Source organism: Streptomyces sp. NBC_01314 (assembly GCF_041435215.1).
Taxonomy (GTDB): domain Bacteria; phylum Actinomycetota; class Actinomycetes; order Streptomycetales; family Streptomycetaceae; genus Streptomyces.
Genome location: NZ_CP108394.1, coordinates 9423307 through 9436144 on the forward strand (window position 1 = coordinate 9423307; position 12838 = coordinate 9436144).

Genomic DNA, 12838 nt, shown 5'->3' on the forward strand with positions numbered 1-12838 from the left:
GGGTGTACGAAGTACCGACCGCCGGGAGGGTCAGGCGATGAAGGCCCGGACCTGGTCGTAGACGCCCTTGTTGTTGTTCATGTCGTCGTGCGAGACGCACCCGACCTCGACGTTCGTCGCGCCGCTGAGGATCGCGGAGGTGTCCGGGGTGAGCGCGTCGTCGCAGTTCGACCAGTAGCTGGCGTACGACACGCTGCCCGGCGTCTCGTCACCCGAGTTGAGCGAGGTCAGGAACGAACTGCCGGTGTACATCTCGCCACAGGACGTGTAGAGCCACCGACACCAGCCGGCGACGGTCGTCCCGTGGTTCACACCGGCCGTGGACACGAAGTCGTCCACGTACGCCGTCCCCCCGAGGTTCTTGAGGTAGTAGCGGGAGCTGAGCGCGCCCATCGAATGGACCACCACGTCGACTTTGGAGGCACCCGTCGAGGCGAGCACGCTCTGGATCTTGGTCTTGAGCTGTGCGGCGGTCGTGGCGTTGGACTGACCCCAGTCGTAGGACCAGGAGTACAGCTCCGAGGACGTGTAGCCGTCGGCCTTGAAGTACGCGATCCAGTCGTCCCAGCTGCTGGACGAACTGCTCAGACCGTGTACGAAGACCACGGGGTTGTGGGTCGCGGCCTGGGCGGAGGTCGTGGAGAAGGAGAGCGACAGAAGAAGCGTGGTGGTCACGGTCGTGAGGGCCGTGGCGATACGGCGCATGCGGCGCTGCATGGGGCCTCCTGAAACGGGTGGGGTTCGTCTGGAGTGTCAGGGGGGTCTACGCGCGCCGCATCGGTGAAATCGCCGGTCTTTACTGGCCGGTTAACTCGCAAGTAACGTGGTGGGCGTGGTGACTCCGGTGAACCCCCCACAACTTCCGCATCGCTCGCCACCGCCCCCCATGAACAGGTGGACGAGCCCGAACGCAGCGTCGGCCGCCGTGCCCACGCTGTCCGAAGGCGTGCGCGTACGCCTGCTGCACGCCGCCCACGGCGATCCGCGGGCCGCCGCGGAACTCGCCGCCGCTCTGACCCGACGCCAGCTCACGGGCCTCGACCCGCTCCCCGCCGAGCCCCTGGCGCTGGCCCCCGCCCTGCTGCGAAGCCATCGTCGGGACGTACGGGCGCTGCCCGACGACACCCGCTTCCTGCTGCTCCTCGCCGCCGCCGACCAGTACCCGATCCCGACGCACGCCTACGCGCGGGCCGTCACCGCAGCCCGGCTCGACACCCGCCCCCTCGACACGGCGGAGACGGCCGGCCTCGCGCACGCCACGACCCAGGGCATCGTCTTCCGGGACGCCTGGACCCGGATCGCCGTATACGAGTCCGCGTCCATGGGCGACCGGCGTGAGGCCCACCGCCTCCTCGCCGCGGTCCTCAGCGGCGAGGGCGAGCGACCCGTCCGGTCCTGGCACCGGGCCGCCGCCGCCCTCGGACCCAGCCGCCGCCTCGCCGCCGAACTCCGCCTCGCGGCACGGGTGGCACGTGCCATCGGCGACCCCACCCTCGCCTCCGCCCTCGCCGAACGCGCCGCCACGCTCACCCCCGAACCTGCCGAACGCATGCCCCTGCTCGCCCAGGCCGCCGCCGAGGCCTGGCAGTCGGGCGACGGCGACCGGGCCCGCCGACTCGTCGCCGCCACCGACGACGACGCCCTCGGCGGCCTTTTGGCCCTGCGCGCCGGAAACGCGGCCGAGGCCTTCGACGCCCTCCTCACGGCCGCCGTCCGGCACGTCGGCGACCACACCCCGGACAGGGCTGCCCACCTGTTGGCACGAGCCACCGAGGCCGCCATCTACACGGGAGACCTCCGCCGCTGCCGGGAGGCCGCCGCCGTCGCCGACGGGCTCGGCATCCTGCCGCCCAGCACCCTCGGCGCGCTCGCCGCCGCTTTCGAGGGACGCTACGACGACGCACGGGACGTCCTCGAAGCCGCCGCCGGCCGCTGCGGTCCCGGTGGCGACCCCACCCAGCTGATCCACGCCGGGATCGCCGCCCTCCTCCTCGGCGACCACACCCGCGCCTTCACCGCCACCGCCCGCGCCGCCGCCTCCGCACGAGCCAGGGGCGAGACGGTCACCGTGCCGCAGGCCATGGAGTTCCGGGCCTACGCGGAGTTCTGGACCGGGCGCCCCAAGGCCGCCGAGGCCGCCACCGTGGACGCCCTGCGCCAGGCGTACGCCACCGGGCAGGACAACGGGGCCTGCCATCTCCAGGCCGCCCTCGCGATGTTCGCGGCCGTCACCGGCGACGAACAGGTGTGCCGGGAGCGCGCCGAGGCCGCCCGTTCGTACGCCCTGGAACGTGGCCTCGGACTGCCCGCCGCGCTCGCCATGTTCGCCCTGGCCTTCCTCGACCTGAGCACCGGACGGTACGCCGCCTCGGCCGCCCGCCTCCGCGCGCTCGCCGGCTTCGGCCCCGGCCACGGACACCGGGCCATCCGGCACATCGCCACCCCGCACTATGTCGAGGCCGCCGTCCGCACGGGCGCCACCCGGGTGGCCCGCGCCGCGCACGCCGACTACGACCGCTGGGCCCGCACCGTCCGCAGCGCCGACGACCTCGCCCTCAGCGCCCGCTGCCGCGCACTGCTCGCCACCGGGGAGGAGGCCGTCGAGCACTACCGCGCGGCGCTCGACCTGCACGCCGCCGGCACCCGCGACTTCGAACGCGCCCGTACGGAACTGCTCTTCGGCAGCGCCCTGCGGCGGCTCCGCAACCGCACCGAGGCCCGCGACCGGCTCCACAGCGCCCTGGAGGCCTTCGACCTCTTCGGCTCCCCGCACTGCGCGGCCCAGGCCCGCGCCGAACTCCGCGCCCTCGGTGAGCGTGCCACCGCCGCCCCCGCCGCGGAGGCCCTCGCGACCCGGTTGACGGCCCAGCAGCTCATGATCGCCCGCATGGCCGCGGACGGCGCGACCAACCGGGAGATCGCCGCGAGGCTGCTCTTGAGCCCGCGCACGATCGACCACCATCTGAGAGGCGTGTTCTCCCGGCTGGGGATCAGGTCGAGGATCGAGTTGGTGAGGCTGCTGGGGGAGGGGGAAGCCTGAGGCCGGGGCGCGCCCCTTCAGGGGCGCGGGGAACTGCGCGATCAGCCACGACGCACCCGCAGTCAGCCAGTCGCAGGACCCCTACGGCGCAACTTCCGTGGTACCGAAGGAAACGGCATTCCACACCCCACCCAGCGCCGGCGCCAGCCAACCCCCCGCCCTCGCCCGGAAATCGTGGGGCGCCAACGCCCCCGACCCCGCAGGCACCGCCCCCAGCAGCGGAGCGTTCGCCACCACCGGCAGGTCCGCCAGGTTGCAGCGGGACGCCAGGTCGGGGGACTTGGGCCAGCTGCCGATGACGACGCCCGCCAACTCCACCTCGCGCACGGCGAGTTCGCGGGACGTCAGTTCGGTCGTGTTGAGGGTGCCGAGGCCGGCCGAGGCGACCAGCAGCACGGGCGCGCAGAGCAGTCGGGCCGTGTCCGCCAGTGTGCCGCCCGCCTCGTCGAAGCGGACGAGGAGGCCACCGGCGCCCTCGACCAGCACCAGGTCGTGGTCGACGGCCAGTTTGGCCGCGGCCTCGGCGACGTCCTCGGGGTGCACCGGAGGGAGGCCGGAGCGCCGGGCGGCGGTCGCGGGAGCCAACGGCTCGGGGTAACGGGCGAGTTCGCGGACGGTCACGGTGCCGGCGAGCCGGGCCACCTCGGCCGCGTCGCCGTGCTCGTCCGGCCGTACACCGGTCTGTGCGGGCTTGAGGACGGCCACGGACCGGCCGGACGCCACGGCCACCGCCGCGACGGCCGCCGTGGTGACCGTCTTGCCGACCTCCGTGCCCGTCCCCGTGATCACCAGGACCGTCATGTCATCCTCTCCCGTCGTCCTCTCCCGTCGTCCTCTTCCGTCATCCCGCCGTCGCCGTCGCCGTCGCCGCGCACACCGCGCGCGCGATCCGCGCCACGTCCTCGTCGCCCGTGACGTACGGCGGCATCGTGTAGACGAGATCACGGAACGGTCGCAGCCATACGCCCTCGCCCACCGCGGCCGCCGTGGCGGCCCGCATGTCCACCGCGTGGTCGAGCTGCACGACCCCGATCGCGCCGAGGACGCGTACGTCCTTCACCCCCGGCACCTCGCGCACCGGCGCCAGCCCTTCCCGCAGCCCGGTCTCGATCCGCTTGACCTCGGCGAGCCAGTCCTGACCGAGCAGCAGCTCGATCGAGGCACAGGCGACGGCCGCCGCCAGCGGGTTGCCCATGAAGGTGGGGCCGTGGGCCAGCACCGGCACCTCGCCCCGCGAGATCCCGTCGGCCACCCGGGCGGTGCACAGCGCCGCCGCCATGGTCAGATAACCTCCGGTCAGCGCCTTGCCGACGCACATCACGTCCGGCGTCACCGCCGCGTGGTCCGCCGCGAACAGCGCGCCCGTACGGCCGAACCCGGTCGCGATCTCGTCGAACACCAGCAGCACGTCATGCGCGTCGCACGCCTCGCGCAGCACCCGCAGATACGCGGGGGAGTGGAACCGCATCCCACCCGCCCCCTGCACCACGGGCTCCACGATCACGGCGGCCAGTTCACCGGCGTGCCGCTCGATCGCCGAGCGCAGCAGCTCCGCGTACGACTCCTCGTACTCGACCGGCGGCGCGTCCACGAACACCTGGCGGGGCAGGACGCCCTGCCACAGCTCGTGCATCCCGCCCTCGGGGTCGCACACGGACATCGGCTGCCAGGTGTCGCCGTGGTAGCCGCCGCGCCAGGTCAGCAGGCGCTGCTTGCCGGGGCGGCCGAGCGAGCGCCAGTACTGCAGGCACATCTTGACCGCGACCTCGACGGAGACCGACCCCGAGTCGGCGAGGAAGACATGCTCCAGGCCCTCGGGCGACATGTCGACAAGGTGCTTCGCCAGCCGCACGGCGGGCTCATGGGTGAGCCCGCCGAACATGACGTGGCTCATCCGGCCGAGTTGCTCGCGCGCCGCCTCGTCGAGCGCCGGGTGGCTGTAGCCGTGGATGGCCGACCACCACGACGACATGCCGTCCACCAGCTCGCCCGACCCGTCCGCGAGCTTCAGCCGGACCCCGCTCGCCGACTCCACGACGAGCGGTTCCTGCCGGCCCGGCATGGGCCCGTACGGATGCCACACATGCCGCCGGTCCAGCTCCAGCAGCTCGGACACCCCCGGGCCGGGCGGACGGGGCAGGTCAGGCATTGGGCGCGAGGTCGGTCCCGGCGCCCCGACGGCGTACGGCCACGAGGTCCGTACGAACCTCTCCCGCCGAGCTCTCGACGGCCGGGGTCCCGGCGGCGGAACCGCACACACCGCCCCCCGCGTGCGACCCACAGCCCGCGCCCGAGCTCTCGTGCGACCCGCAGCCGCCCCCCTCGTGCGACCCGCACCCGGCGTTCTCACGGGACCCGCAGCCCCCGTCGGCGGCGACGGTCGCCCGGTGCTCCGGCAGAGTCACCTGATCGGCGCCCTCCACCTCGAAGCCGGCGTCCGCGATCATCTCCAGGTCGGCCCTGCCCGCCTGACCCTCACTGGTGAGGTAGTCGCCGAGGAAGATCGAGTTGGCCAGGTGCAGGGCGAGCGGCTGCATCGTACGGAGATGGACCTCGCGGCCACCGGCGATCCGCACCTCGCTGTCCGGGCAGACGAACCGCACCATCGCCAGGATCCGCAGACAGCGCTGCGGGGTGAGGTTCCACTCCTTGGCGAGCGGGGTGCCCTCGAACGGGATCAGGAAGTTCACCGGCACCGAGTCGGGGTCCAGTTCGCGCAGGGCGAAGACCACGTCGACCAGGTCCTCGTCGCTCTCGCCCATGCCCGCGATCAGGCCGGAGCAGGCCGACAGGCCCGCCGCGTGCGCCTTCTGGACGGTGTCGACGCGGTCGGCGTACGTGTGCGTCGTCGTGATCCCGCCGTACGTCGCCTCGGACGTGTTCAGGTTGTGGTTGTAGGCGTCCGCGCCCGCCTCGCGCAGGCGTTCGGCCTGGCCGTCGGAGAGCAGACCGAGACAGGCACACACCTCGACGCCCTCGTTCTGGTCCTTGATCGTCTTGATGGTGTCGGAGACCCGGTCCACGTCCCGGTCGCTCGGACCGCGCCCGGACGCCACCAGACAGACCCGCTTGGCGCCACCGGCGAGCCCGGCCGCGGCGGCCTTGGAGGCCTCGTCGGGCTTGAGCCAGCTGTACTTGAGGATGCCGGCGGTGGAGCCGAGCCGCTGGGAGCAGTAGGAGCAGTCCTCGGGGCAGAGGCCGGACTTGAGGTTGACCAGATAGTTCAGTTTCACCCGGCGCCCGTACCAGTGCCGGCGTACCTTCCCGGCCGCGGCCACCACGTCCAACAGCTCGTCGTCGGAGGTGCCGAGAACGGCGAGCGCCTCGGCACGGCTCAGCGGCTCGCGCCGGAGCCCCTTGTCCACCAGCGTGTTCAGCAGGTCCATGAGAGCCGATCCTGTCGTACGGGACCGCTCCCGGCCAAGGAGAGTTCGGACAACAGAGTGGGTTCGACGTGTGGGTATTGCCACATCGTGGGCGCCCGGCCGTGCCATTAGTGTCTGTGCACTGCCTACAAAAGCTTCCGCCGCGCCGTCCACGCCGGCCCCGGCGCGCGCGGGCTGCCACACCACCCCCGGAGGACCCATGGCGTTCGGCTGGATCGACGAGCAGGCGTCGGCACGCCGCCGGGCCGGGCTCGTACGCACCCTGCGCCCCCGTCCGGCCGACTCGCCGCTCCTCGACCTCGCGAGCAACGATTACCTCGGTCTCGCCCGGCACCCCGAGATCACCGAGGGTGCCGCCGAGGCCGCGCGTCGCTGGGGCGGCGGGGCCACCGGCTCCCGGCTCGTCACCGGCACCACCGAGCTGCACACCGAACTGGAACGGGAACTGGCCGACTTCTGCGGCTTCGAGGCGGCCCTCGTCTTCTCCTCCGGCTACGCCGCCAACCTCGCCGCCGTGACCGCGCTCGCTCCGCACGGCTCCCTGATCGTCTCGGACGCGGGCAACCACGCCTCGCTCATCGACGGCTGCCGGCTGGCCCGCGCCACCACCCAGGTCGTCGCCCACGCCGACCCCGACGCCGTCCGCAAGGCGCTCGGCACGGCCGGTCGGGGGACAGCCGTAGCCGTCTCCGACACGGTCTTCTCCGTGGACGGCGACGCCGCCCCGCTGGCCGGACTCGCCGCGGCCTGCCGGGAGTACGGCGCCGGGCTCGTCGTCGACGACGCCCACGGGCTCGGTGTCCTGGGCGACAGGGGCCGGGGCGCGCCGCACGCCGCTGGGCTCGCGGGCGCCCCCGACGTCGTCGTGACGGTCACCCTGTCGAAGTCGCTGGGCAGCCAGGGCGGTGCCGTCCTCGGCCCGGCGCACGTCATCGACCACCTGGTCAACGCGGCCCGTACGTTCATCTTCGACACGGGACTCGCCCCGGCCGCGACCGGCGCCGCCCTCGCCGCGCTCCGGCTGCTGCGCCGCGAGCCGGAGCGCGCCGCGCGGGCCCGCGAGGTGGCGAGGGAGCTGCACACACGGCTGACGGCGTCGGGCCATGAAGCGGTGCGGCCCGACGCCGCCGTGGTGTCCGTACGCGCGCCGTCGCCGGATCAGGCGCTGCGATGGGCGGCGGACTGCCGGGCGGCGGGTCTCGCCGTCGGCTGTTTCCGCCCACCGTCCGTGCCCGACGGCGTCTCGCGGCTGCGGCTGACCGCCCGCGCGGATCTCACGCAGGGGCAGATCGACCGAGCCGTGGGGATCATCGGCGATACGCGACCGTGAGTCGGCGTCAAGGCCGAGCGTCGCCGCAAGCGGAAGTACGAACGCTGTCGGTGGTGGTCACCGCAGCGTGGTGACGAATCCCTCCCAGGCATCGAGGTCGAACAGCAGGGCGGGCCCCGCCGTGTTCTTCGAGTCGCGTACGGCCACCAGACCGGCCCAGCGGCCGGACCCTGGACGGGCCGTCTCCACACAGTTGTTCATCCCTGTACTGCGGCTGCTCCGCAGCCATCGCACTCCGCGCAGTTCGGTACTGGTGGGTATGTTCCGAGGCAGTGCGGACATGGTGCCTCCTTACGCGCCGGCGGCTAGCCCGGCGAGGTAATCCAACGAGTCCTCGGGCGAAAGGGCGTGGATCTGAAGGGAGTTGAAGGCCTCGACATAAGCCTTGAGGTCTTCTTTCCGTTCGAGGTAGAGGCTACTCGTCAAGTGGTCGAGAACAACCACATCCAGATCAGATGTGCTCCGAAATGAGAAAATTACGAAAGGGCCCGTGACGCCGATATGCGCCCCGGCAGTGAACGGGAGCACCTGCAGTCGCACTTGAGGAAGCCGCGCCGCCTCCACCAGACGGACCAGCTGCCGGGTCATGATCTCGGGACCGCCCACCTGACGCCGGAGAACGCCCTCGTCGAGCACGGCGCTCAGCTTCATCGGCGGATTCCCGCGCAGCACCTCCTGCCGCGCGAGCCGCACTTCCACGAGCGCGTCGATTTTGTCGTCTTCCAGCCCCTCCACCGCGGCCCGCGTCACCGCCCGCGCGTACTCCGGGATCTGCAGCAGACCCGGCACCACCGAGGTCTCCAGCGTCCGCATCCCCCCGGCCTGCGACTCCAGGCTGATGAAGTCGCGATACGTCGGGGGCAGTACGCCCCGGTACGCATGCCACCAGTTGTGCCGCCCGCCGCCGTCCTCGGAACCCGCCAACGCCAGGAGCAGCTCCCGTAACTCGGTGTCGTCGACCCCGTAGGCGTCCAGCAGCTTGCGTACGTCCGCGGGCCGCACGCCGCTGGCGCCCGTCTCGATCCGGCTCACCTTGGACTGGTGCCAGCCCACGCGAAGGGCCGCCTCGATGCTGGTGAGCGCGGAACGGGTGCGCAGGACGCGCAACTCCGCACCGAGCTTGCGGCGGCGCACCGCCGGACCGTATTGCATGGGTCTCTCCTTCCGCCCGGCGCGCGAAGTCGGGGGTGACGACAGAGGATGGACGAAGACCCCACCCGAATACGTTCGGCCGTCGGATAGTTCACCGCTTCGAGCGACAGATATATGCATATCTTGGTGGATCGACACCCGTGACACCCCAGGTAGTGGCAGTCTGGCGCGAAGCACCAGTCCGGGACCGTACTCGAACCATCCGCTCCCTGTCGGACACCGGTCCCGTGGGAAAGGGACGCCTCGCCATGGCAGATCACCTGGAAGCATCCGTCACTCTGCCGAGCGATCCCGCCTCGGTGTCCGCAGCCCGGAACTACGTCGCCGACGTGCTCGCCGAATGGGGCCTGCCGGGTGACACGGACATCGCGGACACCGTGCGCCTGATCGTGTCCGAACTCGCCACCAACGCCGTCCAGCACACGTTGGGTCAGTCGCCGACCTTCACCGTGGACATCGCGCTCGACCGGGACGAGCAACTGCGCATCGGCGTCACCGACAGCCATCCACGCTTTCCGAAACGTCTGCCCGCCGCCGTCCAGCAGGACAACGGCCGGGGCATGGTCATCATCCGCTGGCTGACCGCGGAGTGCGGCGGCCGGCTGAGCGTCAGACCCACAGGGGAGGGCGGCAAGACGGTGGCGATCGAACTTCCGTGGACCGCACCCGTACAGCCGGTCACGGCAGGCGGTCCGCAGGAGTCCTGAGGGGGCCTCCTCCGCGGCCGAGGAGAGCGTCGACGCCGGCGTGCCGGCGCGGTCGGAGGCGCGTCCCACCAGCTTCGGGAGCACGGCCCACAGGATCAGGCACGCGAGGAGCGTGCCGGCCCCGGCGGCGATCCCGGCCTTCCGGCCGAGCGTCACGTCCACGACGAGCAGGACGGAGCCGGTGAAGGCCGGCATCAGCACGATCAGGCCCGCGGTGGCCAGCCTGGAGGAGACCCGCACGATGGCGGGCTTGGCGTTCTGCTGGAAGAGCGAGCGGTGCAGGGCGGCCGGGGCGGTGAAGAGCGTCGCAGCGAGGACCGCCGGCAGAAGGGTCACCACGTAGGTGGCGCGCCGCACGGAGTCCAGGTCCGGGAAGCGCGGTGTGAAGGCCGGCGTCAGCAGGAACGCGAAGAGGATCTGCACCCCCGTCCGGGTGACCCGCAACTCCTGGAGCAGCTCGGAGAAATTACGGTCGGCGCGTTCGAGGGGTGTCTCGTTGCGTGCCGGGTAGGTGCGTCCGTCGGTCATGGTCGAACGAGTGACCACATCCGGCCGTGACACGCCCGTCGGGGGCGGCGGAGAGCTCCGCCGCCCCCGACGGTGAGTCAGCGGACCCGGCCGTACCAGACGCTGTTCGTCCAGAGCTTCTGCAGCCGGACGACGTCACCCGTCTTCGGCGAGTGCCAGATCTTTCCCTTCCCCGCGTAGATACCGACGTGGTAGACGCTCGATCCGGAGTGGAAGAAGACGAGGTCTCCGAGTTTGCGGCTGCTCGCGGAGATGTGCTTCGTCTTGTTGTACTGCTGCTGAGCAGTACGGGGCAGCTTCTTGCCCGCCTTCTTGAACGAGTAGAGCGTCAGCCCTGAGCAGTCGAACCTGCCCGGGCCCGTGGCGCCGTACTTGTAAGGGGAGCCCTTCTTGGAAGCCGCGACCTTGAGTGCCTTCGACGCCAAGGTGGCGGCCTCGGCGTCGGATGCGACGCCCGGTACCACGATGCTGCCGCTCACTGCGGCGATGGTGAGAGCCGAGGCCGTACCGGCCCGGGTCAACAGCGACGGGACACGATTCAGCGCAGACATGCGCAACCCTTCGTCAGCCGCCTGTGAAGGATGACCTGTCGGATTCGGGCTGACAAAGTTGCCCGGCCGCTGACGCGGCTTCACCCCAAGGGCTGCTCGGCGCGGTCATGGTCCGACCGTTCCGGCGACCCGTCGTGCTGGGTCCTCCACTCCTGCCGATGCACTTCTGTCGACCGGTCATCCGGGCGGCGGCAGGACTCGGCGTCCACCCGGATCGCCCCGCCGCTGCGGCGGGGGCTTGTCGTCAGGAAGGGATCTTGGCGCACTGAAGTCCGAAAATCCCAACGGAACCGGGGATTTGTGGTCTTACTCACCACTCACCCGTTCGGGTGGACAGGATGTTTTCGGCTGTTGTGTCCCAGTGGTCGAGGAGGTCCGCACCAGCACGGGAATGAGGTGTTCCGGCCATGTACCAGGCGTGTTGCGCAACTTCACAGGTCCTCACGACGTATGGGCCGATGGGTCGATCGTGGTAGACCGTCCGGAGGTTGCGAAGGCCGGACCGGACGCTCCGTCAGTAGTACGGCGAGCGACCCGGGATCGGTTCAGGCGGGCGAGTCCTCCGGCTCCGGCGGCAGCGCCACCCGGCCGGCCCTTCGCTCGCCGTCGAGGACCCGCAGGGCGCGCGCGAGCGTCGGGGCGTGCACCTCGTTCTCTCCGCGTCTGTGCATCTGTTCGAGCGCGTCGCGCAGAGCGGTCGCCTTGGCGACGAGTGCCTGCGCCGCCCGCAACCCGCGGTACGTGTCGCCCGGGCGGGCCGGATTGATCCGGCCGAGCAGATCGACCACGTCGAGATAACAGTCGATCAGCTCCGCCTCGGCCCGCGTGAGTGCCGGCAGCGGTGGCAGTTCGGGTGGGAGCATCCGCGCCTCACTCCGCGCCAGGGAGGGTGTGCGAGGTCTTGCGGCTCCGGACCACCCGGTCGGCGAGGCCGTACTCCACCGCCGCCTCGGCGTCGAGGAACTTGTCCCGCTCGATGTCGGCACTGATCCGCTTTGGGCTCTGTCCCGTGTGCCGGACGAGCATCTCCTCCAGCTTCCGGCGGTCGCGCGTCAGCTCCTCGGCCTGGATCGCCAGATCGCTCGCCTGCCCTTCGATCCGCTCTGCCAGCGCCGGCTGGTGGATCAGCACGCGCGCCCCCGGCAGCATGAACCGCTTGCCCGGCGTGCCCGCCGCCAGCAGCACCGCGGCGGCCGACCCCGCCTGCCCCAGGCAGATGGTCTCCACATCACAGGTGACGTACCGGATCGTGTCGTAGAGCGCCGTCATCGCGCTGAACGAGCCGCCGGGCGAGTTGATGTACAGCGCGATGTCGCGGTCCGGCGACTGGTATTCGAGGTACATGAACTGCGCCATCACATCGTTCGCCGACGTGTCGTCGATCTGCGTCCCGAGGAACACGATCCGTTCTTCCAGCAGCTTCGAGTACGGGTCCGTCGTTCGGTGACCCGCGCTGGTGCGCTCGGTGAACTGGGGCAGCACATGACGGGCCGCCGGTTGACGGGCCGCCGGTCGGTTCGCGGGCATGGGCGCGCCTCCTCTGATTGACTTCTGTACAGAATGTACAGGGCGTACGAGGTGGCGGGGAGGGGATCGGAAGAAAGACGGCGCCCCGGACCGAGATGGTCCGAGGCGCCGTGGAGTTTCCGTCGCCGGTCACTCCGGAGATCTCCATCGTGAAGCCGATCTTCAAATGGTTCTCCCCCTCCGTTCGGTTGTCATGGGCACCTCCTGCGGGAGGTCGACCCCGATCGTGCGAACCGAGTGATAGCCGTGGGCCGGAATCGGATCTTCCACTCAGGGCGGTGCGCGGCACCCGGTCTAAGCTGGACTCCATGGCCTACGAGATTCCGGTGACGCAAGCCAGGGCTGAGCTCGCCGAACTGATCAACCGCGTGGTCTACGGCGGTGAGCGCGTCGTCGTCACGCGGCACGGAAAGCCCCTCGTCGCCCTGGTCTCCGCCGCCGACCTGGAGCAGCTCGAAGCGCTCCAGGAACCCGCCGAGGAGCCGGTGATCCACGCGGTCGCCGCCGTCCGCGAGGTCGCGTCGGCACCGCGGGAACAGCAGCGGTTCGGGATCACGGCGGAGCATCGGGGGACGGGCGCCTCGTAGGGTGGCAGGCCCGTAAGAGCCCGCACCCTG

General features: G+C 71.2%; 13 protein-coding genes, 1 pseudogene and 1 riboswitch. Of the genes and pseudogenes, 4 read left to right on the forward strand and 10 right to left on the reverse strand.

The annotated features are described in order from the left end of the window. Positions 1-30: 30 nt before the first annotated feature. Positions 31-717, reverse strand: a complete 687-nt coding sequence (locus OG622_RS41560) for an esterase/lipase family protein (RefSeq protein ID WP_371581928.1) — start codon at positions 715-717, stop codon at positions 31-33. Between the two features lie 169 nt (positions 718-886). Between OG622_RS41560 and OG622_RS41565 the strand changes: the two genes are divergently transcribed. Then, complete coding sequence (locus OG622_RS41565) at positions 887-3040, forward strand: LuxR C-terminal-related transcriptional regulator (RefSeq protein WP_371581929.1); 2154 nt, start codon at positions 887-889, stop codon at positions 3038-3040. Positions 3041-3121: 81 nt separating this feature from the next. Here the strand turns inward: OG622_RS41565 and bioD are convergent, their stop codons facing one another. From bioD to bioB, 3 genes are read right to left on the reverse strand one after another with little or no spacing between them, the layout of a single operon-like run. Next, a complete protein-coding gene (bioD, locus tag OG622_RS41570) occupies positions 3122-3841 on the reverse strand; it encodes a dethiobiotin synthase (RefSeq protein WP_371581931.1) in 720 nt (239 codons plus the stop codon). Between the two features lie 40 nt (positions 3842-3881). Then, entirely contained in the window at positions 3882-5189 is a 1308-nt protein-coding gene (locus OG622_RS41575; RefSeq protein WP_371581932.1) for an adenosylmethionine--8-amino-7-oxononanoate transaminase, read from the reverse strand. Continuing rightward, the gene (gene bioB / locus OG622_RS41580; RefSeq protein WP_371581934.1) at positions 5182-6426 is read right to left on the reverse strand and encodes a biotin synthase BioB; all 1245 of its coding nucleotides are present in this window, start codon (positions 6424-6426) and stop codon (positions 5182-5184) included. The genes OG622_RS41575 and bioB overlap by 8 nt, the downstream gene beginning before the upstream one ends. Before the next feature lie 199 nt (positions 6427-6625). On the opposite strand from bioB, the gene OG622_RS41585 reads away from it, so the two are divergent. Next, positions 6626-7756, forward strand: coding sequence for an 8-amino-7-oxononanoate synthase (locus OG622_RS41585; protein ID WP_371581935.1), 1131 nt, complete (start codon positions 6626-6628; stop codon positions 7754-7756). A 57-nt stretch (positions 7757-7813) separates the two neighbouring features. Here OG622_RS41585 and OG622_RS41590 read toward each other — a convergent pair whose 3' ends face one another. After that, entirely contained in the window at positions 7814-8038 is a 225-nt protein-coding gene (locus OG622_RS41590; protein WP_371581936.1) for a DUF397 domain-containing protein, read from the reverse strand. Between the two features lie 9 nt (positions 8039-8047). Further along, a complete protein-coding gene (locus OG622_RS41595) occupies positions 8048-8908 on the reverse strand; it encodes a helix-turn-helix domain-containing protein (protein ID WP_371581937.1) in 861 nt (286 codons plus the stop codon). Between the two features lie 248 nt (positions 8909-9156). On the opposite strand from OG622_RS41595, the gene OG622_RS41600 reads away from it, so the two are divergent. After that, entirely contained in the window at positions 9157-9615 is a 459-nt protein-coding gene (locus OG622_RS41600; protein ID WP_371581939.1) for an ATP-binding protein, read from the forward strand. A 47-nt stretch (positions 9616-9662) separates the two neighbouring features. On the opposite strand, the pseudogene OG622_RS41605 reads toward OG622_RS41600, so the two are convergent. The 4 genes and pseudogenes from OG622_RS41605 to OG622_RS41620 form a co-directional block, all read right to left on the reverse strand. Further along, a pseudogene (locus OG622_RS41605) lies at positions 9663-10143 on the reverse strand (DUF6328 family protein); the annotation flags it as partial. A gap of 77 nt (positions 10144-10220) precedes the next feature. Next, positions 10221-10694: a C40 family peptidase gene (locus tag OG622_RS41610; RefSeq protein WP_371581940.1), complete on the reverse strand. Its 474-nt coding sequence runs from the start codon at positions 10692-10694 to the stop codon at positions 10221-10223. Positions 10695-10697: 3 nt separating this feature from the next. Next, a riboswitch (cyclic di-AMP (ydaO/yuaA leader) is annotated at positions 10698-10908 on the reverse strand. A gap of 331 nt (positions 10909-11239) precedes the next feature. Then, positions 11240-11557 carry a hypothetical protein gene (locus OG622_RS41615; RefSeq protein WP_371581941.1) on the reverse strand — a complete coding sequence of 106 codons (318 nt, stop codon included), beginning with the start codon at positions 11555-11557 and terminating at the stop codon, positions 11240-11242. Between the two features lie 7 nt (positions 11558-11564). Beyond that, entirely contained in the window at positions 11565-12221 is a 657-nt protein-coding gene (locus OG622_RS41620; RefSeq protein ID WP_371581942.1) for an ATP-dependent Clp protease proteolytic subunit, read from the reverse strand. Between the two features lie 308 nt (positions 12222-12529). Here OG622_RS41620 and OG622_RS41625 point away from each other — a divergent pair, with 308 nt between their 5' ends. Then, positions 12530-12808, forward strand: a complete 279-nt coding sequence (locus OG622_RS41625) for a type II toxin-antitoxin system Phd/YefM family antitoxin (protein ID WP_371581943.1) — start codon at positions 12530-12532, stop codon at positions 12806-12808. Positions 12809-12838: the final 30 nt, after the last annotated feature.

Bases quoted from the DNA above. Each gene is read 5' to 3' on its own strand.
- OG622_RS41565 (WP_371581929.1), top strand. From the start codon at position 887: ATGAACAGGTGGACGAGCCCGAACGCAGCGTCGGCCGCCGTGCCCACG.
- OG622_RS41590 (WP_371581936.1), bottom strand. From the start codon at position 8,038: ATGTCCGCACTGCCTCGGAACATACCCACCAGTACCGAACTGCGCGGA.
- OG622_RS41595 (WP_371581937.1), bottom strand. From the start codon at position 8,908: ATGCAATACGGTCCGGCGGTGCGCCGCCGCAAGCTCGGTGCGGAGTTG.
- OG622_RS41560 (WP_371581928.1), bottom strand. From the start codon at position 717: ATGCAGCGCCGCATGCGCCGTATCGCCACGGCCCTCACGACCGTGACC.
- OG622_RS41610 (WP_371581940.1), bottom strand. From the start codon at position 10,694: ATGTCTGCGCTGAATCGTGTCCCGTCGCTGTTGACCCGGGCCGGTACG.
- bioB (WP_371581934.1), bottom strand. From the start codon at position 6,426: ATGGACCTGCTGAACACGCTGGTGGACAAGGGGCTCCGGCGCGAGCCG.
- OG622_RS41625 (WP_371581943.1), top strand. From the start codon at position 12,530: ATGGCCTACGAGATTCCGGTGACGCAAGCCAGGGCTGAGCTCGCCGAA.
- OG622_RS41600 (WP_371581939.1), top strand. From the start codon at position 9,157: ATGGCAGATCACCTGGAAGCATCCGTCACTCTGCCGAGCGATCCCGCC.
- OG622_RS41615 (WP_371581941.1), bottom strand. From the start codon at position 11,557: ATGCTCCCACCCGAACTGCCACCGCTGCCGGCACTCACGCGGGCCGAG.
- OG622_RS41620 (WP_371581942.1), bottom strand. From the start codon at position 12,221: ATGCCCGCGAACCGACCGGCGGCCCGTCAACCGGCGGCCCGTCATGTG.
- OG622_RS41575 (WP_371581932.1), bottom strand. From the start codon at position 5,189: ATGCCTGACCTGCCCCGTCCGCCCGGCCCGGGGGTGTCCGAGCTGCTG.
- bioD (WP_371581931.1), bottom strand. From the start codon at position 3,841: ATGACGGTCCTGGTGATCACGGGGACGGGCACGGAGGTCGGCAAGACG.
- OG622_RS41585 (WP_371581935.1), top strand. From the start codon at position 6,626: ATGGCGTTCGGCTGGATCGACGAGCAGGCGTCGGCACGCCGCCGGGCC.